We start from the raw sequence: 23,251 nt of genomic DNA, 5'->3' as shown, positions 1-23,251 counted from the left end.
CTGGAAATCGGGGCGGGCCTTTCAAAGGGCCCGCCTTTTTCGTTCAGCGCGGCCGTAGCACCCGCGCCAGCACCGGTGCGCCGATGATAACCAATATGATGCGCATCAGGTGGTGAGTGACCACATAGCCAAGGTCCGCGCCGGTCACGATGGACAAAACGGTCATCTCGGCCTGCCCGCCGGGGGCAAAGGCCAGAAAGGCCTCGACCGGATGGCCAAGTTCTAGGGCGGTGACCAACCCCGCGAAACCTGCGGCGAGAGCCGCCAGCAGTGCCACATAGGCGACACCAGCGGCGACAACGCGGGTCAGTTCTGATGCGGTCACACCCAGAAATTGCACGCCGATCCCGCAGCCGATCAGGAATTGCGCGGCCAGAATGGCCTCGGCCGGCGGGCGGATGTGGATCAGACCCGCCAAAGACAGGGCTGCCGTGACGATAAGCGGGCCCAGAATGGCCGCTCCGAACAGGCCGATCCGCTCGCCACCTTTCCAGCCAATTAGGGCGGCGGCAACCATCAAGACAAGCTCTGTCAGTGGAATGTCTGCGGCAGGTGCGCCGATTGGATTGGTGAGGCCAACACCGTAGAAATGGGTCAGAAGGAACGGGGCCAGCGTCACGATGATCAGCACCCGCGTTGAGTGGATCAGCGACAGGGCGCGAGGATCGCCGCCCGCCTCAATCCCGAAAATCACCATGTCCTGCAAGCCGCCGGGCATGGCGGCGTAATAGGCGGTTGGCCCGTCAAAACCCCAGACCCGCCGGAAGAACGGCACCCCGATCAGGGCAATAAGCCCGATGAAAAAAGGGACCAGAGCGACTGACAAGGCCATGCGCGGCAGATGAGACACCATCTCTGGCGTGATCGCCGCTCCGACCGCGACTCCCAAAATGGTGCGCGCACCGACCGAGACCTCTCCGAACCCTTTCAGGGGCAGATGTAGCAGCGCGGCGATCAGGCAAAACCCCATCGGGCCGAACAGGAATGGCAGCGGTAGATCAAGGTACCAGAACAGGGTGGTGCCGATGGCAGCGATACCAAAGGTCAAGGCGCGACGGGCATGGGGCGAGTTGAAAAAGGTCATCGGGAAGCGACTCGGGAACAAGAGTTGACCTGATATTGGATACTCTTGTATCCATATGTATACAAGACTGGAGTGTTCCGATGAGCCAACCTGATGCGCCAAGCGAAGGCCGCCCCGGCGGCAGCGTCTATGACCGTTTGCTGACAGACCTGCACGAGGGGCGCTTGCAGCCTGGTATGCGCCTGTTGGAAACCGAACTGGCCGAGCGTTTGGGTGTGTCGCGCACCCCCGTGCGCGAGGCGATCCGCCAGCTTGAGGCCGATGGGCTGGTCACCCATGTCCCCCGTCAGGGCGCGGCAATCCGCACTTTGGATTACGCCGAGTTGATGGAGCTGTACGAAATGCGCGCCGTGCTGGAAGGAACTGCCGCGCGGTTGGCGGCCCGTGGCGCCTCGGACATTGAGATCGAAGAGTTGTTCGCCATCAATGAGGCGCTGGCGCAGGCGGGGCCGACCCGAGAGGCATGGGTGCTGAACCGGCAATTCCACGCGGCCCTTTTGGATGCAGCCAAGAACAGGTTTCTGCGCCGCTCGACCCAAGGGTTGCAAAAGGCGCTGATGATCCTTGGGCCGACGACATTGTTGCAGCCGGAACGCGCCGAAAACGCCGTTGCCGAACACCAAGCAGTGCTAGAGGCGATCAAGGCGCGGGACGGCGTCGCCGCCGAAGCGGCCATGCGCCAACATGTTGAGGGTGCGCAGCGGGTGCGGGTCCGTGCCTTGCGGGCGCAACCGGCCCCAGATGATCTGGGGTTTTAGGGCAGGGTGCTGCCTGTCTCCTTCAGCCGTCGCGCCAAGGTGCTGAAGGTCTGATAAAGGCTGCCCGCTTCGGGGTGCCAATCCGCGACGGCGGCCCCTTGGCGGGTTAGGACGGTATCGTCGCCTCTGGCAGCGGGGCCAGTCAAAGCAGCCGCCGGACCCAACCGCGCGACCGAGGCCGCCGTCCCATCCAGCAGCTTTTGTCCCAACGCTTTCGCCACATCAGGGGGAACATCCGCCGCCGCCCAAGCCTCTTGCGCGATGGCTTGCAGCACCGTGGCGAAGTTGTTCGAGAAGACCGCTGCTGCGTGATACAGTGCCTTTTGCGCGGCGTTCACCGGAAAGGGGTGGCCGTGCAGCGCTGTTATCAACGCGGTTGCGCATTGGGCGGCCGAGCCCTCGACAGCGCAGTAAGTGCCCGCAAATTGGCTGGCCGCAATCGCGGGATCAGCAAAGCTAAGGACCGGATGGCAGCTGGCCGTTTGCCAGCCAAAGTCGGCCAAAGGTGCAAGGGCGCTGGCATCCAGAAAGCCGCTGCAATGTAAGGCCACAGAGGGCAGTAGATGCGCCTTCGCCAAGGTTTGGGCCGTCGCGGCGATCTGGTCATCCGGCACGCAGATCAACCACAGATCCGCTGGGGCCATGTCACTGAGTGTGGCTTGAGCGGCGCCTTGCCCTGCGGCTTTAACCGCATCTTCCGCACTAGAAACCGAGCGGCTGAAGACATCCCCAAGTTGGTAGCCCGTTGAGGCTGCGATCAACCGCGCCAGCGTTTGGCCAACCTTTCCTGCCCCGATCAGGTTCACTCGTTTCACGGCAGCGGTCCCTTAAGCGTTGTTGTGTCGGGTTGGGATCATGACATCCGAACCCGCTGTGACCAATTATATTGGCCCCGATGGAACATACCAACCCGTTTCGTCACACCTTATGTTTTGGTCACATTCAAAGTGGTCCTAGCATTGGCCGCCTTCGTCAATCTCATAGGTCTTGGGCAAGTTCTGGGGCAGGATGCCTTGTCGGAACACCGACCAGTGTACGTTGGCCCCGTCGGGGATAGTGCGGTTTGCCCCGCGCGGAATGATCCAGCGCCGCTTGTAGCCGCTCGTGGTGGGTTGCGGCATGTGTTGGGGCAGATATTCCAGCATGCGCCACGTGCTGGACATGGAATCCTGCGGCGGTGCCAAGCAGTCAGGTGCGGTATATTTGCGGTTACTGTCTTGCCCTAGAACAATGTCGTTGATCTTGTCTGTCTCGAAGGACAGACCCAGACCTTCGGCCTCTTCGATCAGCCAGTAAAGCGGTAGCTTGGCCAGCGCCGATTTGGCTTCGGGATACCCGCCGCCAACGTCGCCATGAACGCCGTTGAACCATACCTCTTTCAGGTCCTGCGGGAGCAAGACTGTGTCATCTTTCTTGTTCGGCTGGAACTGCTGGTCTTGCTGCCAAAGCTGGGGGCGGAACATCGTGCGGCGTTCATGGATGGCGACCGCGTGCCGGATGCTCTGGACCGAGGCATTTTGCCGTGTGAACGCGTGATGCCGCAGCCGCGGCCCCCAGCGCCCGCTTTCAATCACCGAGGCCACCGTGTCGAACAGCCCCAGCATCCGGATTGTGGGGGTGTCGGGCTGGATGATCCGTTCATGCAGGCGCAACTCTTCGATTGCGCCATCGTTTTCCGCATCATCAATCTGCTTGTAAGCGCGGTAGGCGTAGTCCAGCAGATTGAGGTTGCGCACTTCCATCAGGCCGAAAGCATGCAGAAACCCCGCCAGAACGCGGGCGGTGTAGGCCCCCCGTGAAAAGCCGAATAAATAGATGCGGTCCCGCTCGCCGTTTTCGTCGACGCTGTAGTTCTCGACCAGAAAGCGGTAGGCCTCTTTCACGTTGGTATCGATGCCCCAACCGGTCGCCATGCCCCAGACCTCGCTGGTTTTGCTGCGCAGGCGGGACCATGTGTTGCCAGAACCGAAGGTGCCGACGCCGGGGTCATAAAAGACCAGTTGGTCGGCGCTTTTGGTCAGCGTCCCGTATAGGCGCAGGATGTTTGACCGGTTCGAACGGATTTCGTTTGAGGTGCCGTCCATCAAAAGGACGATATTCTTGGCCATCGCAATTACCTGAAATGAATAATGCTAAATACGAAGGGCCGGACAAAAACACACCACTGTCCGGCGGAATACGCGGCCAGTCAAACACAGTGAGGTCTTGGGTCAAAGGCCTTATTTCTTTGGGTGTAGCCAGTTTCGTGAAGGATGCGTTAGCGCAGGTTTCAGGCCAGTCCCAGCAGTTGCAGCATTAGAGGAATTGTCACAATGGCAATCAGGGTCTGACCCGTTACAAGGCCTGCCATAAGCGTGCCGTCGCCTTTCATTTGCTGGGTCAGTACGTAAGAGGCAGCTGCCGTCGGAATTGCCGAGAAAACCACCAAAGTCAGTGCCTCCGGCCCCTGAAGGCCGAAGAACCAGCCGACGGTGGCCGCCAGTAAGGGCATGATACCCAGACGGATGGCGCTGTTGCCGATGATGACGGGCAGGTCTTTGGTCATGCTTGCAGGGCGTAGGGCGGCCCCCACGCACAAAAGGCCCAGAGGAAGGCTGCTTTTGGCCAGAAGGTCCAGAAACCGGTCCGTGCCGAAGGGCAGGCCGATGCCACTGATTGATAGCGCCAGCCCCGCCAGACATCCTAAAATCAGAGGGTTGGTCAGGATCGCGCGCAGTAGGCTGAGGACGCCGCGACCTTGCCCTTTTTCGGTCAGGGCAAGGATCGACAGGACGTTGACCACCGGCACACAGACAGCCAGATAGACAGCGGCGCGCTGAAGCCCCTCGGGGCCGGCAAGACTGCCGGTGATGGCAAGGCCCAGATAGGTGTTGAACCGCACCGCCCCTTGCACCGCAGGGCCAAACCGTGCGGCAGGCGTGGGGCGCAGACGCCGCGCGATGACAAAGCCGGTGAAGGCCAACAGGATCGTGACCACTGCCGCAAGGCCAAGGCGCAGCACTTCGGGATCGCGGACAGGCGCTCGGGCAAGGCTGGCGACCAAAAGAGCCGGAAACAGCAGGAAATAGTTCAAACGCTCGGCTGCGGACCAAAAGCCCATATCGGGAAAGCCTTTGCGATACAGCACAAAGCCAAGGCAAATCAGCGCGAAAAGGGGCCAGATGGTCAGTAGCAGCAAGGGCTTACTCTTGTCAGAAGGGTGTTTGCTTTCTGCCTACGCCTATTTCGGGACGCGGTACAGCTTTGTGCCGCGCCGCAGGGGATATCGGGTCACAAACGCTGGCTGAGGGCCAGTTTCGCCGCCAGCCCCACAAAGACCAGTCCCGCAACGCGGTTCATGATGATCTGTACGCGGGGTGATCCGGTTAGAACGTTTCGAAGGCTGCCTGCCAGAAGGGCGAACAGGCTGAACTCGATCAATGTGATCAGGATGAATACCCCGCCAAGGCTCAGGATTTGCCAGAAGACGGGACCATTCGCTGGGGTGGCGAATTGGGGCAGAAACGCGAGGAAAAAGATCAGCACCTTGGGGTTGGTCACATTCATCACCAAGCCGCGCAGGTAAAGCCGCTTGCCCGAGGATTGCGGCGCAGTGCTTGCCTGCTGCGGCCCTGCGCGAAAGGCTCCGAGCGCCAGATACAGCAGATAGCCGACGCCGCATATCTTCAGCGCCAGAAAAGCAAGGGCGCTGGCCTTGATCAGCGCCGCGACCCCAAAGGCGACCGCCAGAGTATGCAGGACAAGCCCCGAGCACAGCCCTAGAACCACCTGCAATCCGGCCCGACGTCCATTGAGGGCCGAAAGGGTGATGACAAAGATGTTGTCTGGCCCTGGCGCAAGTCCAAGCAGCATTCCGCAACGGCAAAGGTTGCCAGATTGTCGAAGGGAATGGTCATGTAAGGGCGCCTTTTGGGCGTCCTGTCTCATGTCCGGTCGGGAACTGCAATCAGGGTCTGCTGGCCGATTGCGACTAGGGTGCGGGTGCCTTCGGTGACGGCAAAGACCTCGAGTTGGCAGACGGTCAGGGTGCGCCCGGATTTGACCACTTGGCCGGTCGCTTCAAGATAGTCGCCTTTGGCTGGGTTGATGAGGTTGATCTTGAACTCGACCGTCAGCACATTCATGCCGTCCACAAAGCAGGTCAGGCCCGCATAGCCACCTGCGCTATCCGCGATCGAGGACAACCCGCCCGCATGAAAATATCCGTGCTGCTGGGTCAGTTCCGGGCGGTAGGCCATGCGGATCGCCACATAGCCTTCGCGCACCTCATGCAAGGTGGCCCCCAGATGGTGCATTAGGCCTTGTTTGTCGAAACTGTCCTGAACCCGTGCGAACAGAGCGTCGGTCATGATTTCCCCCTACATCCTTGTTCTCAGTCTGCGCGGGGAAGAGGGGAGAAGTCACCCGCCAAGGCACCAAGGCCAAAGCGGGTGACGTAGCGTTATAGATCGCGGACGATCCGCAGGGCGTCATAGATCGCCGCGTGGGTGTTGCGCGCCGAGATAGCATCCCCGATCCGGAACAGGCGGAAGGCCCCATCGGGGTTGCGCACAACCTCTTGCCCCGTGCCGGTCGAGAGGGCGTCATAGTCCACCTCGCCCAAGTTGCTGGACTGGGATTTGAGGTCAAAATATAGATCATCCAACGGACGCGTGCCGTAGTTGACCACCACTTGGTCCACCTGCCGTTCGCGGGACACGGCGCCATAGTCCGAACCCAGAACCGCTGTCAGTTGGTTGCCGTCTTTGCGCACATCCATCAGACGCCACGTGACGGTGAAGGTCGTGTCACGCCCCTGCAAAGCCCGCATGTAGGGCACAAGGTTCATGGCCATCACTTCGGGGGCAAAGCTGCGGTCGGGCGTCACGATTTCTACCTTCGCGCCCGTGGCCGAGATCACATCCGCCGCCATCAGACCCGCATGATCGCCCGCATCATCAAAGATCAGCACATTGCTGCCCGGTTTCACATCGCCCGATAGGATGTCCCAGCTGGAGACCACCAGATCGTTTCCTTCCCGCAGGATGTCCGTATAGGGCAGGCCGCCGGTGGCGATGATCACCTCATCGGGGTTGGTGGCCAGCACGTCCTGTGCCTCGGCAAAGGTGTTGAAGTTGAAAGTGACCCCCAGCTTGGTCGCCTGATCAAAACGCCACGCGATGATCGAAGACATCTCGCGCCGCCGCTCTTGCAGGGCGGTCAGGCGGATTTGGCCACCGGGCTGGTCGGCGGCCTCAAAGACGGTGACGTTATGGCCGCGTTCGGCGGCAACGCGGGCGGCCTCCATGCCTGCGGGACCTGCGCCGACAATGGTGATCTGCTTTTTCGCGGGGGCTTTGGCGATGGCGTGTGGTTGCTCGATCTCCCGTCCTGTGGATGGGTTGTGCAGACACAGGGCCATGCCGCCCTGATAAATGCGATCCAGACAGTAGTTGGCGCCGACGCAAGGACGAATGTCATCTTCGCGCCCCTCAATCACTTTGCGCACCAAATGGGGGTCGGCCATATGGGCGCGGGTCATACCCACCATATCCAGCTTGCCGCTGGCGATGGCGTGACGGGCGGTGGCGACATCTGGGATTTTCGCCGCATGGAAGGTGGGGAAGTTGGTCGCCGCACGGATTTCACCCGCGAAATCCAGATGGGGCGCGTTGCGCATTCCTTGGATCGGGATCAGGTCGGTCAGGCCCGGATCGGTGGCGATCTGGCCGCGCACCACGTTCAGAAAGTCTACAAGCCCGCTGGCTTTCAGCATCTGGCTGACCTTCAGGCCTTCGTCCTTGCCCATGCCGCCTTCCATCACCTGATCGCCCGTATAGCGCAGGCCGACAATGAAATCTTCGCCACAGCGGTCGCGGATGGCTTGCAGTACCTCAAGGGTGAAACGCAGGCGGTTCTCGATCGAGCCGTTGTAGCCGTCCTCAAGATCGTTGGTGAGGGGCGACCAGAACTGCTCCAGCAGGTGGCCGTAGGCCTCAAGTTCGATGCCATCAACACCTGCAGCCTTCATGCGCTCGGCTGCATCGGCAAAGTCGCGAATGACGCGGGTCCGGTCCCATTCTTCCATTAGTTTGGGGAAGGCGCGGTGCGCGGGTTCGCGGTCATAGCCGGGGGCGATCACCGGCAGCCAGTCGCCCTTGTCCCAGCGGGTGCGTCGGCCAAGGTGGCTAAGCTGGATCATGACAGCAGCGCCGTGATCGTGGCATTCGTCCACCATCTGCTTCATCCAGCCGACAACCTCATCCTTCCACGCCAGAATGTTGTTGAAGACCGGCGGGCTGTCCCGCGAGATCGAGGCTGATCCCGCCGTCATCGTCAGCGCCACACCGGCCTTGGCCCGCTCCACATGATAGGCGCGGTAGCGTTCTTTGGGCATGCCATCCTCGGGGTAGGCAGGCTCATGGCTGGTGATCATGATCCTGTTGCGCAGGGTCAGGTGCTTTAACTGGTAGGGCTGCAAAAGGGGATCGTTGGACATGGCGGACCTGTGCTTGGAATGGCTGTGTTGTTGTCCACGATTTTCAAAATGTTCACTTGTGTCAAGATTGAATCTGAAGGGCCTGCCAAACGCGGTAAATATTTCGGTGAGTTGAATGGATTGCGCCTAGTTATTTAGGGTTTTGGTGGTGTTCGGTAATTGGACATGACTGTACAGAAGTCGGCGATGTTTGCTGATTCTGCTTGAGGTCTTTGTCTCGCGTGCCGTATCAATGTCCCTATGACACAGGATGATCTTCCAGAGCGCGGCTGGCGCGGCTCGCCCGAGGTGTGGCTGGATGCGGCGCAAGCGCTGCTAGTGGAAAAGGGCGTGGATGCGGTCAAGATCATGCCGCTGGCCAATCGCCTGAAGCTGTCGCGCACCAGCTTTTACTGGTTTTTCAAGGATCGGCAGGAGCTACTGTCCGGTCTGCTGGATCGTTGGGAGCAGGCCACCACCCGCCACTTGGTTGCCGCCACAACGGAATTCGCCGCGACCGAGACCGAGGCGATGTTGAACGTGATCAGTCTGTTCCTGTCTGACAGCCAGTTTGATGCAGGGTTCGAAGTTGCCGTGCGGGCGTGGTCTCAGCAGGACGCCACAGCGATGGCACGGCTACAGGCTGCCGATGCCGCCCGCCTTGAGGCACTGCGCACCATGTTAGAGCGTTGGGGCCATGCGCCTGATGATGCGGATGTGCGGGCGCGGACGATTTATCTGGTGCAGATCGGCTATATCTCAATGGGGGTGGAAGAGCCGCTGGACGTGCGTCTGAAACGCTTTCCCAACTACGTCGAGATTTACACCGGTCAACGCCCCCCCGAGATTGAGATGGCCCGCTTTAGGGCACGGATCGGCTATACGGGCGACGCCTAGACACATATCGTTTTTTGCATATCACTCTTGCGCTGGCGGCACTTGCATTCTAGATGTTGAGAAACATATAGGAAAAATTGAATGCAACGTCGTTACTGGATTGCGGGGGCTGCTGTGGCACTTATGGCCGGGCTATATGGAAATCTTAGAATGCGGGCGGCTGGTGCCCCCGCGAACCTGTCTTCACAGGCGTTAAGTGGCGCGGAACTGGCGTCGGACCCGAATATCCTGCTGGTGGATATCCGCCAGCCCGAAGAATGGGCCGCGACCGGTGTCGTTGAGGGCGCATTGCTTGTGCCTTTCGCGCATCCTGACGCATTCATGTCGATGGTGACACCGCACCTAGCAGAGGGGCAAAAGTTGGCTTTGATCTGCCGCTCGGGCAACCGGACCTCAATGGCCAGCCGGATGGTGGCAGAACTGACCGACCACGAGGTTATCGACGTGGCCGGCGGTATGATCCGCGTGGTGGGCGAGGGTTATCAGCCCGTAGCCCCCAAACGCCGCTAAGCGCGGCAGAACTGCGCAATAATCGCGTCGTGATCCGAAAGGGGCTGCCCTTTCGGGTCCAGCGCGGGGATCAGGGCGCTGTTTGCGTGGCTCAGGCCGCGATGGGCGAACCAGTCCAGCTTCATTGTGCGATCGGGAAAACGGGTGATCAGGCTAGGGCGCGTGGTCATCCCCGCAGGTGTGGCCTGCCAGCTGTAGCCAAGATTTTCCGTCTCATGGAACAGGCTTTCTTGCTGCCAGTCGAAATCGGGCGGGCAATGGTTGCCAGTGTTCAGATCGCCGCCAATCACAACAGGCATGTTCGGCGCAAAGCTGTCGATCGCCGCGCGAAGGCGCGCCATCTGGGCCGCGCGGTGCGCGGGGCCGGAATTGCTTTCCAGATGGGTCGAGACCACGCAGATCGGACCAGCTTCGGTCGGAACCTCGGCCAGCAGCGCCATACGTCCGCCGATGCGGGGCTGCATCGGGTCTGCCCCGAAATCGCTGGCGAACCAATGGCCGTGATCGTCCAGTCGTAGCATCGCCACGAGCGTCAGGGGTGATTTCGACAGGATCGCGTTACCGTGCCAACCGAGGCTGTTGGTTTTGTCGGTGCAAAATTCCAGCTCGGTCGGGCTGCCAAGGCCCATCTCAAAGAACTCGATCCCGTAGGCGTAGCTCATGCCAAGGGCTTGCGCCATTTCTGCGGTGGTGTTGCGCTGGCCGGTACGAGCCATGCCTAGGTCCATCTCGGACAGCAGCAGCACATCCGCCCCGTGGGCCTGCGCCAGATCGGCGGATGCCTGCGGGAAAAGGCAGCGTTCAAGGTTCCATGCCAGAATGCGTGGGGCGGCAGGCAGCGCAGCAGCGCCCGTGCCGCCCATTTGGATCTGATGCATGCAGGGCATCGCAGCCAGTAAGTCCTGATGGGCGGTACTGGTGCGCGGGGCTTTGAGGATCGCGGCTTTTTGCACTTCGGTCACAGGCGTCAGTTCGGGAACGGACTGGGTGACAGGGCCGTAGGTTGGCAGGGCGATGGTCACAGGCGGACCCCGCTGGCGGGATCGAAGAGAGACACAGCGTTCGGCTTGATCGCAGCGCGGATGTGGCCGGTCTCAACGGGATGATCCTTGCCCACATGAATGGTCAGAGGATGTCCCTGCATCTGGCCGTGCAGCAGACGGTGCGCGCCAAGTTCTTCGATCAGGGTAACCTCGACCTCCAGATGGCCGTGGGAGTCGGGGATGATATCTTCGGGGCGGATGCCGACGGTCAGATCACGATCTTCGTGGTGCTGATGCAGCATCACGTTCCCGACGCGCACGCGGCCCGCTTCGGCGCGGCCCGTCAGCAGGTTCATCGGCGGCGCACCCATAAAGCTGGCGACAAATGTCGAGGCGGGGCTGTGGTAGACCTCGGCAGGGGTGCCGATCTGTTCGATCCGGCCTGCGTTCATGACGATGATACGATCCGCCATTGTCATCGCCTCAACCTGATCATGGGTCACATAGACCGAGGTCACGCCAAGGCGTCGCTGAAGGGCCTTGATCTCGATCCGCATCTGGTTGCGCAGCTTTGCATCAAGGTTCGACAGGGGTTCATCGAATAGGAACAGCGAAGGGTCCCGCACGATGGCGCGGCCCATAGCCACGCGCTGGCGCTGCCCCCCCGACAACTGGCTGGGCTTGCGGTCCAGATAGTCGGTGAGGTTCAGCATGGTGGCCGCTTCTTGCACCTTGGCGGCAATGTCAGCGGCAGGGATTTTGCGGTTCTTCAACCCGTAGCCGATGTTCTTGGCCACCGTCATGTGCGGGTACAAAGCGTAGTTCTGGAACACCATCGCGATGTCCCGATCGGCGGGGTCCACGTCATTCACAACACGATCCCCGATGGTCAGCGCTCCGTCCGAGATATCTTCGAGCCCCGCGATCATCCGCAGCATGGTGGACTTGCCGCAGCCCGAGGGGCCGACCAGCACCACAAACTCGCCATCCTCAATACGGAAGCTGGCGGGTTTTACGGCCTCGAACCCGTTGGGATAGACTTTGCGGACGTTGTTCAGAGAAACCTGAGCCATGAGAAACTTCCTTACTTGTCGGATTCCGTCAGGCCTTTGACGAACCAGCTCTGGAAAAAGATGACGATTAGAACGGGGGGCAGGATTGCGATGATCGCCAGCAGGTTGGATCGGCCGTATTCAGGCAGGTTGGTGCCCTCTAGCGTCTGGGTGATCTGCTTGATCCCGCGCACTAGGGTAAACATGCCCTCTTCTGTGGTGATCATCGTGGGCCAGAGGTACTGGTTCCAGCCGTAGACAAACATGATGATGAACATCGCCGCGATCATGGTGCGCGACAGGGGCACCAGAATATCGACGAAGAACTTGATGGGACCGGCACCGTCGATGCGTGCGGCCTCGACCAGTTCTTCGGGGATTGATCGGAAGAACTGCCGGAAGAAGAACGTTGCCGTGGCCGAGGCGATCAGAGGGATGATCAGGCCCTGATAGGTGTTCAGCATCCCGAGGCGCTGGACGATCTCGTATGAGGGTAGGATGCGTACCTCAAGCGGCAACAAGAGCGTGGTGAAAATGACCCAGAAGGCCAGCGTGGCGAACCGCAGGCGGAAATAGACGATGGCATAGGCGGCCATCATCCCGATGACGATTTTGCCAATGGCAAAGCCAAAGCCAAGGATCATCGAATTGTACAGCATCCGGACGCCGGTATTCGCGCCCGTAAAGCCGTCAGCCTTGAACATGGCCTTTTCAAAGTTCACGGGCAGTTGGTCGCCAAAGATCAGGCCGGGGCCGTTCTTCATCGTGTGGATGTCCGTGGTCGAGGCCATTTGAAGCAGCATCACCACAGGCAGGATCATGATCAGCGACCCGATAATCAGGATCGAATGGTCCAGAACGGCGGACCAGCGGAAGCGTTTGGAAACAGACATCGCGGGTCCTCTTAGGTGTAGTGGATGCGCCGCTCGACCATGCGGAACTGGAAGATGGTCAGGGCCAGAACAAGGATCATCAGGATGACCGACTGGGCAGATGACCCGCCAAGGTCATTCCCACGGAACCCGTCCACATAGACCTTGTAGACAAGGGTCATCGGGTTGTTTCCGGGTTCGCCCTTCACCACGGTGTCGATAACGCCGAAGGTGTCGAACAGCGAATAGGTGATGTTGATGATCAGCAGAAAGAACCCCGTGGGCGCCAGCAGTGGAAAGGTCACATCCCAGAACCGCCCCGAGGCGGAGCGATTGTCGATCAGCGCAGCCTCGCGCACGGATTTGGGGATCGCTTGCAGGCCCGAGAGAAAGAAGATGAAGTTCACCGGCAGTTGCTTCCAGACCGAGATGGTCACCATGGCAAAGGCGGTGTCAAAATAGTCGACCCCAAGGCGGAAATCCCAGCCGAAGAGGGCGACGAAATCCTTGATCGGTCCCCACGACTGATCAAAGAGTATCAGGCCGATAACGCCCGCCACGGGGGGCGCGACAGCGTAGACCCACATCAGCAAGGTGCGATAGGTCTTGGCGCCGCGAATGACCTTGTCCGCTTTGACCGCCAGCAGCAGCGCAATCGAGAGGGATAGGAAGGTGACGATCACGGTAAAGATCACCGTGAACCACGCCGACCGCAGATAGGCGGCGGAGTTGAACATGGCGGTGTAGTTCTTCAGGCCGACGAAGGTCTCGCCAAAGCCGAAGGGGTCTTGCAGGTAAAACGAAGACCGGATGGCATGGGCTGCGGGCCAGTAGAAAAAGATAAAAATGATCGCAAGCTGCGGGATCAGAAACAGGATCGGCAGCCAACGGTTCGAGAAACCAGCGCGCTTCATGCATGCTCCGTCGGGGTAAAGGAAACCGGCGGCCGTGAGGGATACAGCCGCCGGAATATCCGATGGATCGGATTAGTTCTGGGTCATCGCAAAGCGCGAGAGCAGCTCGTTCGATTCCGCTTCGATGGTGGTGAAAGCGGCTTCAACGTCGGTCTCATTCGACAGGATGCGGCCGAATTCACGGTTCATCACGTCGCGGATCTGGGGGTAAAAGCCCATGCGATAGCCTTTGGTGTTCTCACCTGCGGCCAGCGACAGCTGCTGGATGCCAACTTCTGCAGCGGGGAAGCGGTCATAGTGGCCGTCTTCTTTCGCCAGTTCATAAGCCGCGGTGGTGATCGGAACATAGCCGGTTTCGCGGTGCCACATGTACTGCACCTCAGGCGAGGTCAGGTATTCAAAGAAGGCTGCGGTGGCTTTGTTCTCTTCTGCGGGCTGACCGGCCATTGCGAACAGCGATGCGCCGCCGATGAAGGTCTGGGTCGGCTCGGTAGTCACTTCTTCCCAGTAGGGAAGGTAGGTGGCCGAGAATTCGAACGGCAGGTCTTTCTTCATCAGACCGCCGAACGAGCCCGACGAGCCAAGCCAGATCGCAACCTTGCCTTCTTCGAAGGGGGTCTGGTTGTCGTCCCAGCTTGCGCCGTACCAAGCGTATTTGCCGTCATCCAGCCACTCTTTGACGTTGGTCCAGTGCATTTTCAGCGCGTCGTTGTTGACCAGAATCTGGGTGTCAGTGCCGGTGTAGCCGTTGTCATTGGTGGCAAACGGCAGGTTGTGGCGCGACATGAAGTTTTCAACGAAGATCCAGGGCGAGTGCGACTGCGCCAGCGGGATGTAGCCTGCGTCGATCAGAGCAGGGGCGGTTACGGTTTCGAACTCTTCCCAGGTCTTGGGCGCTTCGACACCGGCTTTCGCCATCGCGTCGGTGTTGAAATACATGATGGGCGAGGACGAGTTGAAGGGCATGCCGATCATCTTGCCGTCTGCGTCCGCGTAGAAGTAACGCACGCCCGAGATGTAGTTGTTGATGTCGAAGGCAACATCGTTCTCGGTCAGCAGATCCTGAACGGGAATGGTTGCGCCTTTCGCGCCGATCACGGTGGCAGCGCCCGCGTCGTAGACCTGCATGATGTTGGGCTGCTCGCCCGCGCGGAAGGCGGCGATGCCAGCGGTCAGGGTCTCTTCGTAGGTGCCTTTGAAGACGGGGGTGATTTTGTAGTCAGACTGGCTGGCGTTAAAATCGGTTGCGATCTGGTTGACGGTCTCGCCAAGGGCGCCGCCCATTGCGTGCCACCAAGTGATCTCGGTCTCGGCGAAAGCGGTGTTGGCGGCCAGCACGAGGGCTGCGGTCGATACAAAAGAGAGGCGGGTCATCATAAGCTCCACTCATTGGTGCCCATCGGGCGGTCATGGCCTGCGCCGCTGTTGTGCGGCGCCAGACGGCGACTGCGGGCAAGTCATTGTCCCGCAAGAGTTCCCGTCGGCGCAGGACATGTCCTGAGTGCGCAACGTCGAACGTCCGATTGCGTAAGTGGGGGATGTAACGGTCTGGTGTCGTGTCCGTGTCAGTTTGATTAAATTGACTGGCTGGTCAAAATAGCCCCGCAAGAGATGGCAGACTTGTCCGCACGAGATGGCTGCGCGGGGCTTTGGATGGCTGAATGGTTGTATCAGGTGCGGTGTGCGAAATGTCTGCTGGCAGGGCAGGTTGTAAACGCGGCTAGCATCAGTCTGGCGGAACAGGGTCGTGCGTTCGGCTGATCGCACGCCTGCTTATTGGGAAGGGCTTCGCTCGCGCTGGACGCGGCGGGCCTCTTCGGGCCAGCTTTGGTAGATGAACCCCAGAATATCCAGAATGTCGTCTTCGGTCAGGGTGTGGCCGAACGCGGGCATCTTACTGTTGTACTTCGAGATGCCTGTGGCCTCCATCGTGGCTGCGCCGCCATCGCGGACATACTCTAGCAAAAAGCCGGTGGCATGGTGCCATGTGTGACCGGTTTCATCATGGGGCGGGGCGGGCATGCTGCCATCTTCGAACGGGTATTCCCAGTTTTCCTGACCTTCAAGATTTGCGCCGTGGCAACTGGCGCAATGTTCGGCGTATTGCGCAGCTCCGTTATCCGTATTTCGGGTTTCCAGAACATAGTCGGCGCTGGCTGTCGTGGCCGTAAGGGTGAAGAGCAGTGCGAGAATTGGCTTCATTTGAAAAAAGTACCGCGAAGGGAGTGCGTAGAATTGGAGCTGGTGACAATTGGTGAAAGAGCTATCTAAAAAGCAATCGGCATTAGAACACATGATCCTTACATGTGATTTTTGTCATTCTGCGAGTTATTTTTTAGTGGACTTACGTTTCAGGTGCCCGTCCGGATCAATATCTCCCGCAAGCATTACATTTTTCTCAAGATGGTTGGGGGCGTAGGGGGGCTTGGGACCACCCCAGTCGTTCGTAGGGTCCCCATGACCATTCGGGATCGTTTACCTTTTGGTCATGAGGCGGTTTGCTGACATGTAAGTCAGTCAAGAAAGTGGAGACATGGCAGTGGGCCGGTATCTGGGATTTGCAGTCTTGGTAGGGCTCTTGGCCTTGACGCTGTATGTCTACCGGTTTGAGGTGGGCGACCTGCTGGCGTTCCATCGGCAGGAGATCACGGCGACGGTCTATCTGGATAACCGATGCGAGTTGCGGGATTCCACTTTGATCGTGCGGGATACGGCGACCGGTGCCTATGCCGGTTTCTCCCGTGGCTTTGCGACGCTGGACACGAAAGAGCGCAACCGGCTGCGGCTGGAACTGGCACCTCGGTATAAGGATATCGAGTTCTTGTCCGTTGCTTACCCGGCGCGCCGGAGCATGACCTTGATCGCGGACTGTTCCCCCCATCCGTTGATTGATTTGTTCTGATCCCGCCCGATCACGATATTTGATTTGAATTTGTCCTTTGCCCCCTAACTTGAGGTTGAAAAGGGGTTTTATGATGGATTTCGAATTCCAGCCGACTTGGGAGTGCGTCACTGATACTGTCATGGGAGGCGTTTCCGCAGGCACAGTCTTGTCCGCCGAAGATGGTGGGCAGGGGAGCACGCGCTTGAAAGGGCGGGTCTCGCTGGCGAACAACGGGGGCTTTGTGCAAATGGCTACGGATATTGCCGAAGGCGCGGTCTTCGATGCTTCGGCCTATGCTGGTGTGGCAATCGAAGTGCAGGGAAATTGCGAGAATTATGAGATTCGATTGCGGACCTTGGATTTGGTGCGGCCCTGGCAGTCCTATCGCGCGGCCTTCTGGGCGGGACCGGTTTGGACCATGATCGAGCTGCCTTTCACTGTCTTTGCGCCGAACAAGACCGAGGTGCCGTTTACTCCGGCACGGTTGCGGCGTTTGGGCGTGGTGGCCTACGGGCGTGCCTTTGAGGCTGATGTCTCTGTTCGGCGCATCGGGTTTTACCGGTAGGAATTTGGCTGCTGGGCGCATGGGGGCTTTGCCCCCCGACGCGCTTTCGCGCGTCGTCCCCCAAGGTATTTTTGCCAAGATGAAATCAGGCGTTGGTTTTTGTAGACTGATCGGTCTAAAAATCCATCCATGGAGAACAGTGCTGATTCCAGAGCGCGCCGCGGGCGGCCGCGCAAAGCGCCTGAGGCGCAGGGCACGCGGCAGGCACTGCTGCGGGTGGGGCTGCGGTATTTGACAGAGAAGGGCTACTCCTCGGTCGGGCTGGAGGATGTGCTTGTTGCGGCTGGGGTGACGAAGGGGAGTTTCTATTACCACTTCGGGTCCAAGGAGGCCTTCGGGGCGGCACTTATAGCGGCCTATGATGACTATTTTCGTGCGAAGTTGACGGTGCATTTCCGGTGGTCTGATGTGACGCCTCTGGATCGGTTGCGGGCTTTTGTGACCGATGCCGAAGAGGGGATGGCCCGTCATGGATTTGCGCGCGGGTGCCTGATCGGCAACCTCGGACAGGAGATGGGGGCCTTGCCTGAAACCTTTCGCGATATGTTGCGCGGGGTGCTGGAGGGTTGGCAGGCGCTTTTGGCGGACTTGCTGGAAGAGGCGGTCAACGCCGGACAATTGCGTGTTGGCGTGGTGCCTGCGCAGGCGGCGGCGTTTTTCTGGACCGGTTGGGAGGGTGCGGTTTTGCGTGCCAAGCTGGATCGGAGCGCAGCGCCGTTGCAGCTGTTTGCAGACGTTTTTTTTGCTTTGATCGAAGGGGAGAGAATATGACCAAGGCGATCGTGATTGATAAAGGGGATGCGGGGCAGGAGGTCTTTGTTCAGGAGGTGAGCTTACCGGCGCTGGAAGAGGGGGAGGTGCTGGTGGATGTGGCCTATTCAACCCTGAACTATAAGGATGCGCTTGCCTTGACGGGGGCCTCGCCGGTGGTGCGCAGTTTTCCCATGGTGCCCGGCATCGACTTTTCAGGCATCGTCGCGGAAAGCCGTGATCCGGCCTATGCGGTCGGGGATCGGGTGGTCCTGAATGGCTGGAGCGTCGGCGAGAAATACTGGGGGGGGCTGGCGGGGCAGGCCAAGGTCAAAGGCGACTGGCTGGTACCGCTGCCCGAGGCTCTTTCTTTGCGGCAAGCGATGGTGATCGGGACCGCTGGTTACACGGCGATGTTATGTGTGATGGCTTTGGCCGATGACGGGATCACGCCTGAGAGCGGTGAGATTGTGGTGACCGGTGCCTCGGGCGGTGTGGGCAGTGTTGCCGTCTCATTGCTGGCAGGGCGCGGCTATCAGGTGGCTGCTGTCACTGGTCGCAGCAATGAGGCCGAGTATCTGACGCAGCTTGGGGCGTCCTCGATCGTTGAGCGGTCAGAGTTGGAAGGAAAGGCGCGGCCCCTGAGCAAAGAGCGTTGGGCGGGGGCCGTTGACGTTGTCGGCGGAGAGGTGCTGGCCAATGTTCTGTCGATGATCAGCTATGGTGGGTCGGTTGCGGCCTGCGGGTTGGCAGGCTCGATGGGGCTGCCGACCAGTGTGGCGCCGTTCATTTTGCGTGGTGTCAGCCTGCGCGGGGTTGATAGCGTCATGTGCCCGCTAGCCCGCCGCCGTGAGGCATGGCGTTTGCTGGCCGAGGAGGTCAAGCCCGAGGTGTTCGAGGCCATCGCCCGTGAAGTGGCGTTTGAGGATGTGATCGCTGCGGCGCCTGATTTTCTGGAGGGAAAAGTGCGTGGGCGTATCGTGGTGCCGGTGGCACCGGAACTGGATCAGTAAGTCAAGCGGGGCTGTCTGTTTTCAGGCGGCCCTTTTTCGACTACTCAGCAGCGCTTTCTGGGGTGCCCTTCAGCTCGCCCGTGGTCAGGACCGGGGCTGCATCAATGTCGTCGGCGTTCAACATGGCCGCGACCCGTTCAAGCGATGCCAGCAGTTGGGCCTGTTCCCAATCCTGAAGCTTCATAAAAGCTTTGACGTAGCGCTGTTGCAGGGCGTCGGGGGCTTGGGCCACCGCGTCGGTGCCTGTCTGCGTTAGTGTGACATTGGTCTGGCGGCGGTCGGTTTCCGAGCGGACCCGAACCGCCAACCCGCGCGAGACGATCTTATCCACCAGCGCCGTGACTGTGGCTTGGGAGACGCCCATCTGGGTTGCAAGTTCTTTCGGGGTGACGCTGCCGTCTTTCGTTTTTGCGATCTGCAAAACGCGTAGCTGTGCCGGTGTCAGTCCTGCTGATTGGGCGAGGTCGCGGGAATACAACTCGGTTGCGCGCAGGATGCGGCGCAGGGCGATCAGGCTGTCGTCGAGGCGATGAAGGTCAAGCTGGGTCATAATTTGATCATTATTGCACAGTCGCGACATTCCTTCAATTCGTGAAGTAATATTGTGTCTCGTGACCAAAATCATTCACCTATCGAACCGAAAAACTCAGAAGAACTTCAGGCTAACTTAGTAATTTATTAATGATTTTACGTGATTTGATGGGCTTGTGAGGAAAAATACTTTGAAGGTTGAAACTTCTCGTGCCTTTGATTAGTTTGACCATCGAAGCAACTACCTGAGAGTGATCAATGCCGAAAGATATGATGCCGCAAAAGCAAACCACCGCGAAGGTGACCCTTCGCAAGCCGGCACCCACCGACGGGGCCGCAATCTGGGAGCTGGTGCGTGCATGTCGGCCGCTGGACGAAAACTCGATGTATGCCAACTTGATCCAGGCGGATCACTTCCGTGACACTTGCGTTCTGGCAGAGCTGGACGGCGAAGTCGTCGGCTGGATTTCGGGGCATGTGATCCCGAAGCAGGACGCCTTCTTCGTCTGGCAGGTAGCGGTTGGCCCCAAGGCCCGTGGCATGGGTCTGGGCAAGCGCATGTTGCTGGAGTTGCTGTCGCGTGATGATGTGTCGGACGCGACGGTTTTGAAGACGACCATCACCAAAGACAATGACGCATCCTGGGCGCTGTTCCGCAGCTTTGCCTGCACCATCGGTGGCGATCTGACCGATGAACCTCACTATGAGAAAGATGCGCATTTTGACGGCGCTCATGACACCGAACATATGGTGTCGATCACGTTGCCTGCCGAGGAAATCTCGCTGGCCCGCGCCGCGTAACCTACCCCCTCTCTCGATTAATAAAGGAATTTCCCATGCCCAAAGACATGGCCAAAGAGCATGACATTTATGAACGCCGCGAGAGCGGGGCGCGTTCCTACTGCCGCGCATTCCCTGCTTCTTTCACCGAAGCGCGGGGGTCCGAGCTGTTCACGGCGGATGGCACCCGCTATATCGATTTCCTCGCGGGTTGTTCGTCGCTGAACTACGGCCACAACGATGCCGACATGAAGGCCGCGCTGATCGAGCATATCTCAAGCGACGGTTTGGCCCATGGTCTGGACCTGCATACCAACGCGAAAGAGCAATTCCTGACCGCGCTGACACAGCACATCCTTGCCCCGCGCGGTATGGATCACCGCGTGATGTTCACTGGCCCCACAGGCGCCAACGCTGTGGAAGCGGCGATGAAGGTGGCGCGTAAAGTGACGGGCCGCACCAACATCATCGCCTTTACCAATGGCTTTCATGGGGTGACCATGGGTGCACTGGCGGCGACGGGGAACGGCTATCACCGTGGCGGCGCAGGTATGGATAAGGCAGGCGTGACCCGTGTGCCGTTTGATGGTTATGCGAAGGGTCTGGATAGCGCCGCGCTGTTGGACCAGATGCTAAGCGATCCGTCGGGCGGCATTGATGCACCTGCGGCGATCATGTTTGAAACCGTGCAGGGCGAAGGTGGGCTGAACCCCGCCAGCGCCGCATGGGTTCGCAAGATGCAAGAAGTTGCCCACAAGCATGGCGCGCTTCTGATCATTGATGACATTCAGGCAGGCTGTGGACGTACTGGCACATTCTTCTCGTTCGAAGAGATGGGCGTGAAGCCGGATATCGTGACCATGGCGAAATCGGTCTCGGGCTTTGGCCTGCCGATGGCGCTGATGCTGGTGCGTCCCAAGCATGACGTGTTTGGTCCCGCCGAGCACAACGGTACTTTCCGTGGCAACACCCACGCATTCGTCACTGCCCGCGTTGCGATTGAAAAGTTCTGGTCTGACAAGGCGTTTCAGACCGAGTTGCAGGAAAAAGATGCACTGATCAAAGACAAGCTGGCGCAAATTGCCCGCTTGGTGCCCGGTGCGACCCTGAAAGGTCGTGGCCTGATGCGCGGTGTCGATGTCGGTTCGGGTGAGTTGGCAGCCGAGATTTGTGCGGAGGCTTATCAGAACGGTTTGATTATCGAGACTTCGGGTCCGCGCGATGAGGTCGTGAAAATCCTTGCGCCTCTGACCACCTCGACAGCACTCTTCGATGAAGGGTTTGCGATCTTGGAACAAGCGACCCGCACTGTATTGAACAGCAAGAAGATGGCAGCGGAGTAAGACGAATGATTGTACGTGATTTCAACGCCCTACAGGGCACCGACCGCCATGTTGCCGATGCGCAGTGGACCTCGACCCGTATGTTGCTGGCCGATGATAGTATGGGCTTTTCGTTCCATATCACCGTGCTTGAAACGGGGTCCGAGCATACGTTCCACTACAAGCACCACTTTGAAAGTGTGTACTGCATGAAGGGTAAGGGCTCGATCACCGATCTGGCCACGGGCGAGACTCATGAGATCAAGCCCGGCGTGATGTACGCCTTGAACCTGCACGACAAGCACATCCTGCGTGCCGAGGAAGAACTGCACATGGCGTGCTGCTTCAACCCGCCGGTGACGGGCAAAGAGGTGCACCGTGAAGACGGTTCCTACGCCCCCGCAGAAGAGCTGGTCGACTAATCAGTCCCATGTCTTTTACTGTTGAAAAAATTGGCGGGACATCCATGTCCCGCGTCCATGAACTGCGCGATACGCTGTTTCTTCCGCACGGAGTATCGGGCGACATTTATGGTCGCATCTTTGTGGTCTCGGCTTTTGGCGGGATCACCAATTTGCTGCTAGAGCATAAGAAAACCGGCGAGTCCGGTGTCTATGCCCGCTTTGCCAATGCCGACAATGATCACGGCTGGCATGAGGCGCTGAACACTGTCACCACGGAAATGCAGGCGGCCCATGCGGTCGTGCTGGATCATCCAGCTGATATTGCGCAGGCCGATGCCTTTGTCTCTGAAAGGATCGAGGGCGCGCGCAACTGTCTAATCGATTTGCAGCGCCTGTGCAGCTATGGCCATTTCCGTCTGGCCGAGCACATGCTGCAAATTCGCGAGTTGCTGTCCGGTCTGGGCGAGGCGCATTCCGCCTTTGTGACCACGCTGATGTTGCAACGTGCGGGCGTTAGTGCGCGGTTCGTTGACCTGTCCGGCTGGCGCGATCAAGGGGAAGTGTCGCTGGCCGAGCGGATCAAGGGCGCGATGGAAGGCGTTGATCCCGCGCAGGAAATGCCAATTGTCACCGGATATGCCCAATGCGCCGAAGGCTTGATGCGTGAATACGACCGTGGATACTCCGAGGTGACATTCTCGCGGCTTGCGGCGCTGATCGGTGCCCGCGAGGCGATCATTCACAAGGAATTCCATCTGTCTTCTGCGGACCCGAACCTTGTGGGGGTGGGCGTTGCGCGCAAGTTGGGTCACACCAACTATGATGTGGCCGATCAGATGTCGAACATGGGCATGGAGGCGATCCACCCCAAGGCGGCGAAGACCTTGCGTCAGGCCGACGTGCCGCTGCGCGTTGTGAACTGCTTTGATCCCGATGATCCGGGTACTTTGATCGACGATCGTCCCGCTGAATACGCGGCGGTCGAAATGATCACCGGCCTTGATATCATCGCTCTGGAAGTGTTCGAGCAGGATATGGTTGGCGTCAAAGGCTATGATGCGACGATCCTTGAAGTGCTGACCCGCCACGATGTGCGCATTGTCTCGAAAACCTCGAATGCGAACACGATCACGCACTATCTTGATGCCTCGTTGAAGATCATGCGCCGCGTCGAGAAGGATCTGGCCAAAGCCTATTCAGGTGCCGAGGTTTCGGCACGTCCCTTGGCAATGGCTTCGATCATCGGGCGCGATCTGCGCGGGCTTTCGGTGCTGACGCGGGGCCTTCAGGCCTTGGCGGGGGCGGATATGGCCTGTCTTGGGGCCAGTCAGGGGCCGCGCAATGTGGACGTGCAGTTCATACTTGAGCGCGAAGACCTGAAGCCTGCCATTAAGGCGCTGCATCATGACCTGATCGAAGGCCAGAAACAGCGCCTCAAGAAGGTGGCTTAAACTAAAGAACCCGCGCTGATTGGC

General features: G+C 59.4%; 25 protein-coding genes. 11 read left to right on the top strand and 14 right to left on the bottom strand.

What is annotated here, in order from left to right; translation table 11 throughout:
• Positions 1-43 precede the first annotated feature (43 nt).
• Positions 44-1,084, bottom strand: a complete 1,041-nt coding sequence (locus CLV74_RS11395; RefSeq protein ID WP_106264774.1) for an AbrB family transcriptional regulator — start codon at positions 1,082-1,084, stop codon at positions 44-46.
• Between the two features lie 80 nt (positions 1,085-1,164).
• On the opposite strand from CLV74_RS11395, the gene CLV74_RS11390 reads away from it, so the two are divergent.
• The gene (locus CLV74_RS11390) at positions 1,165-1,842 is read left to right on the top strand and encodes a GntR family transcriptional regulator (RefSeq protein ID WP_106264772.1); all 678 of its coding nucleotides are present in this window, start codon (positions 1,165-1,167) and stop codon (positions 1,840-1,842) included.
• On the opposite strand, the gene CLV74_RS11385 is transcribed toward CLV74_RS11390, so the two are convergent.
• From CLV74_RS11385 to CLV74_RS11360, 6 genes are all read right to left on the bottom strand, one after another.
• Entirely contained in the window at positions 1,839-2,657 is an 819-nt protein-coding gene (locus tag CLV74_RS11385) for a Rossmann-like and DUF2520 domain-containing protein (RefSeq protein ID WP_106264770.1), read from the bottom strand. The genes CLV74_RS11390 and CLV74_RS11385 overlap by 4 nt on opposite strands.
• A 138-nt stretch (positions 2,658-2,795) precedes the next feature.
• Positions 2,796-3,950 (bottom strand): DUF2235 domain-containing protein, encoded by a 1,155-nt coding sequence (locus tag CLV74_RS11380; protein ID WP_106264768.1) that lies wholly within the window; start codon positions 3,948-3,950, stop codon positions 2,796-2,798.
• 161 nt (positions 3,951-4,111) lie between these two features.
• Positions 4,112-5,020, bottom strand: coding sequence for an AEC family transporter (locus tag CLV74_RS11375; protein ID WP_106264765.1), 909 nt, complete (start codon positions 5,018-5,020; stop codon positions 4,112-4,114).
• Between the two features lie 92 nt (positions 5,021-5,112).
• A complete protein-coding gene (locus CLV74_RS11370) occupies positions 5,113-5,694 on the bottom strand; it encodes a LysE family translocator (protein ID WP_106264763.1) in 582 nt (193 codons plus the stop codon).
• Between the two features lie 71 nt (positions 5,695-5,765).
• Positions 5,766-6,191 (bottom strand): PaaI family thioesterase, encoded by a 426-nt coding sequence (locus tag CLV74_RS11365; protein WP_106264761.1) that lies wholly within the window; start codon positions 6,189-6,191, stop codon positions 5,766-5,768.
• A 92-nt stretch (positions 6,192-6,283) separates the two neighbouring features.
• Complete coding sequence (locus tag CLV74_RS11360) at positions 6,284-8,320, bottom strand: NADH:flavin oxidoreductase (protein WP_106264758.1); 2,037 nt, start codon at positions 8,318-8,320, stop codon at positions 6,284-6,286.
• A 240-nt stretch (positions 8,321-8,560) separates the two neighbouring features.
• Between CLV74_RS11360 and CLV74_RS11355 the strand changes: the two genes are divergently transcribed.
• Complete coding sequence (locus tag CLV74_RS11355; RefSeq protein WP_106264756.1) at positions 8,561-9,196, top strand: TetR/AcrR family transcriptional regulator; 636 nt, start codon at positions 8,561-8,563, stop codon at positions 9,194-9,196.
• Positions 9,197-9,277: 81 nt separating this feature from the next.
• Positions 9,278-9,706 carry a rhodanese-like domain-containing protein gene (locus CLV74_RS11350; RefSeq protein ID WP_245888527.1) on the top strand — a complete coding sequence of 143 codons (429 nt, stop codon included), beginning with the start codon at positions 9,278-9,280 and terminating at the stop codon, positions 9,704-9,706.
• Here the strand turns inward: CLV74_RS11350 and CLV74_RS11345 are convergent.
• The 6 genes from CLV74_RS11345 to CLV74_RS11320 form a co-directional block, all read right to left on the bottom strand.
• Complete coding sequence (locus CLV74_RS11345) at positions 9,703-10,728, bottom strand: endonuclease/exonuclease/phosphatase family protein (RefSeq protein ID WP_245888526.1); 1,026 nt, start codon at positions 10,726-10,728, stop codon at positions 9,703-9,705. The genes CLV74_RS11350 and CLV74_RS11345 overlap by 4 nt on opposite strands.
• The gene (locus tag CLV74_RS11340; RefSeq protein ID WP_106264754.1) at positions 10,725-11,762 is read right to left on the bottom strand and encodes an ABC transporter ATP-binding protein; all 1,038 of its coding nucleotides are present in this window, start codon (positions 11,760-11,762) and stop codon (positions 10,725-10,727) included. The genes CLV74_RS11345 and CLV74_RS11340 overlap by 4 nt, the downstream gene beginning before the upstream one ends.
• Positions 11,763-11,773: 11 nt before the next feature.
• Positions 11,774-12,634, bottom strand: a complete 861-nt coding sequence (locus CLV74_RS11335; protein WP_106264752.1) for an ABC transporter permease subunit — start codon at positions 12,632-12,634, stop codon at positions 11,774-11,776.
• 11 nt (positions 12,635-12,645) lie between these two features.
• The gene (locus CLV74_RS11330; RefSeq protein WP_106264749.1) at positions 12,646-13,527 is read right to left on the bottom strand and encodes an ABC transporter permease subunit; all 882 of its coding nucleotides are present in this window, start codon (positions 13,525-13,527) and stop codon (positions 12,646-12,648) included.
• A 72-nt stretch (positions 13,528-13,599) separates the two neighbouring features.
• On the bottom strand, positions 13,600-14,901 hold the full coding sequence (locus tag CLV74_RS11325; protein WP_106265111.1) for an extracellular solute-binding protein: 1,302 nt from the start codon (positions 14,899-14,901) through the stop codon (positions 13,600-13,602).
• Positions 14,902-15,300: 399 nt separating this feature from the next.
• The gene (locus tag CLV74_RS11320; protein ID WP_106264747.1) at positions 15,301-15,729 is read right to left on the bottom strand and encodes a c-type cytochrome; all 429 of its coding nucleotides are present in this window, start codon (positions 15,727-15,729) and stop codon (positions 15,301-15,303) included.
• 331 nt (positions 15,730-16,060) lie between these two features.
• Between CLV74_RS11320 and CLV74_RS11315 the strand changes: the two genes are divergently transcribed.
• From CLV74_RS11315 to acuI, 4 genes are all read left to right on the top strand, one after another.
• A complete protein-coding gene (locus CLV74_RS11315; RefSeq protein WP_106264745.1) occupies positions 16,061-16,429 on the top strand; it encodes a hypothetical protein in 369 nt (122 codons plus the stop codon).
• Positions 16,430-16,499: 70 nt separating this feature from the next.
• The gene (locus CLV74_RS11310) at positions 16,500-16,976 is read left to right on the top strand and encodes a CIA30 family protein (RefSeq protein WP_106264742.1); all 477 of its coding nucleotides are present in this window, start codon (positions 16,500-16,502) and stop codon (positions 16,974-16,976) included.
• 129 nt (positions 16,977-17,105) lie between these two features.
• A complete protein-coding gene (gene acuR, locus CLV74_RS11305; protein ID WP_106264739.1) occupies positions 17,106-17,747 on the top strand; it encodes an acrylate utilization transcriptional regulator AcuR in 642 nt (213 codons plus the stop codon).
• Positions 17,744-18,739 (top strand): acrylyl-CoA reductase (NADPH), encoded by a 996-nt coding sequence (acuI, locus tag CLV74_RS11300; RefSeq protein WP_106264737.1) that lies wholly within the window; start codon positions 17,744-17,746, stop codon positions 18,737-18,739. Before acuR ends, acuI begins: the two co-directional genes overlap by 4 nt.
• Positions 18,740-18,779: 40 nt before the next feature.
• Here the strand turns inward: acuI and CLV74_RS11295 are convergent, their stop codons facing one another.
• Positions 18,780-19,289 carry a MarR family winged helix-turn-helix transcriptional regulator gene (locus CLV74_RS11295; protein ID WP_106264734.1) on the bottom strand — a complete coding sequence of 170 codons (510 nt, stop codon included), beginning with the start codon at positions 19,287-19,289 and terminating at the stop codon, positions 18,780-18,782.
• Positions 19,290-19,528: 239 nt separating this feature from the next.
• Here CLV74_RS11295 and ectA point away from each other — a divergent pair, with 239 nt between their 5' ends.
• The 4 genes from ectA to CLV74_RS11275 are packed head-to-tail and all read left to right on the top strand — an operon-like array spanning position 19,529 to position 23,227.
• Positions 19,529-20,071, top strand: coding sequence for a diaminobutyrate acetyltransferase (ectA, locus tag CLV74_RS11290; RefSeq protein ID WP_106264731.1), 543 nt, complete (start codon positions 19,529-19,531; stop codon positions 20,069-20,071).
• 35 nt (positions 20,072-20,106) lie between these two features.
• Entirely contained in the window at positions 20,107-21,393 is a 1,287-nt protein-coding gene (ectB, locus tag CLV74_RS11285) for a diaminobutyrate--2-oxoglutarate transaminase (protein WP_106264728.1), read from the top strand.
• Between the two features lie 5 nt (positions 21,394-21,398).
• Entirely contained in the window at positions 21,399-21,794 is a 396-nt protein-coding gene (locus CLV74_RS11280; RefSeq protein WP_106264726.1) for an ectoine synthase, read from the top strand.
• A gap of 8 nt (positions 21,795-21,802) precedes the next feature.
• Positions 21,803-23,227, top strand: coding sequence for an aspartate kinase (locus tag CLV74_RS11275; protein ID WP_106264724.1), 1,425 nt, complete (start codon positions 21,803-21,805; stop codon positions 23,225-23,227).
• Positions 23,228-23,251: the final 24 nt, after the last annotated feature.

The organism is Donghicola tyrosinivorans (assembly GCF_003003355.1).
Lineage (GTDB): Bacteria > Pseudomonadota > Alphaproteobacteria > Rhodobacterales > Rhodobacteraceae > Donghicola > Donghicola tyrosinivorans.
Note: the sequence above shows the minus strand (reverse complement) of the source record. Positions and strands in the feature narration are given on the sequence as shown.

Bases quoted from the DNA above. Each gene is read 5' to 3' on its own strand.
- CLV74_RS11395 (WP_106264774.1), bottom strand. From the start codon at position 1,084: ATGACCTTTTTCAACTCGCCCCATGCCCGTCGCGCCTTGACCTTTGGT.
- CLV74_RS11390 (WP_106264772.1), top strand. From the start codon at position 1,165: ATGAGCCAACCTGATGCGCCAAGCGAAGGCCGCCCCGGCGGCAGCGTC.
- CLV74_RS11380 (WP_106264768.1), bottom strand. From the start codon at position 3,950: ATGGCCAAGAATATCGTCCTTTTGATGGACGGCACCTCAAACGAAATC.
- CLV74_RS11370 (WP_106264763.1), bottom strand. From the start codon at position 5,694: ATGCTGCTTGGACTTGCGCCAGGGCCAGACAACATCTTTGTCATCACC.
- CLV74_RS11365 (WP_106264761.1), bottom strand. From the start codon at position 6,191: ATGACCGACGCTCTGTTCGCACGGGTTCAGGACAGTTTCGACAAACAA.
- CLV74_RS11360 (WP_106264758.1), bottom strand. From the start codon at position 8,320: ATGTCCAACGATCCCCTTTTGCAGCCCTACCAGTTAAAGCACCTGACC.
- CLV74_RS11355 (WP_106264756.1), top strand. From the start codon at position 8,561: ATGACACAGGATGATCTTCCAGAGCGCGGCTGGCGCGGCTCGCCCGAG.
- CLV74_RS11350 (WP_245888527.1), top strand. From the start codon at position 9,278: ATGCAACGTCGTTACTGGATTGCGGGGGCTGCTGTGGCACTTATGGCC.
- CLV74_RS11340 (WP_106264754.1), bottom strand. From the start codon at position 11,762: ATGGCTCAGGTTTCTCTGAACAACGTCCGCAAAGTCTATCCCAACGGG.
- CLV74_RS11335 (WP_106264752.1), bottom strand. From the start codon at position 12,634: ATGTCTGTTTCCAAACGCTTCCGCTGGTCCGCCGTTCTGGACCATTCG.
- CLV74_RS11330 (WP_106264749.1), bottom strand. From the start codon at position 13,527: ATGAAGCGCGCTGGTTTCTCGAACCGTTGGCTGCCGATCCTGTTTCTG.
- CLV74_RS11325 (WP_106265111.1), bottom strand. From the start codon at position 14,901: ATGACCCGCCTCTCTTTTGTATCGACCGCAGCCCTCGTGCTGGCCGCC.
- CLV74_RS11320 (WP_106264747.1), bottom strand. From the start codon at position 15,729: ATGAAGCCAATTCTCGCACTGCTCTTCACCCTTACGGCCACGACAGCC.
- CLV74_RS11315 (WP_106264745.1), top strand. From the start codon at position 16,061: ATGGCAGTGGGCCGGTATCTGGGATTTGCAGTCTTGGTAGGGCTCTTG.
- CLV74_RS11310 (WP_106264742.1), top strand. From the start codon at position 16,500: ATGATGGATTTCGAATTCCAGCCGACTTGGGAGTGCGTCACTGATACT.
- acuR (WP_106264739.1), top strand. From the start codon at position 17,106: ATGGAGAACAGTGCTGATTCCAGAGCGCGCCGCGGGCGGCCGCGCAAA.
- acuI (WP_106264737.1), top strand. From the start codon at position 17,744: ATGACCAAGGCGATCGTGATTGATAAAGGGGATGCGGGGCAGGAGGTC.
- CLV74_RS11295 (WP_106264734.1), bottom strand. From the start codon at position 19,289: ATGACCCAGCTTGACCTTCATCGCCTCGACGACAGCCTGATCGCCCTG.
- ectA (WP_106264731.1), top strand. From the start codon at position 19,529: ATGCCGAAAGATATGATGCCGCAAAAGCAAACCACCGCGAAGGTGACC.
- ectB (WP_106264728.1), top strand. From the start codon at position 20,107: ATGCCCAAAGACATGGCCAAAGAGCATGACATTTATGAACGCCGCGAG.
- CLV74_RS11280 (WP_106264726.1), top strand. From the start codon at position 21,399: ATGATTGTACGTGATTTCAACGCCCTACAGGGCACCGACCGCCATGTT.
- CLV74_RS11275 (WP_106264724.1), top strand. From the start codon at position 21,803: ATGTCTTTTACTGTTGAAAAAATTGGCGGGACATCCATGTCCCGCGTC.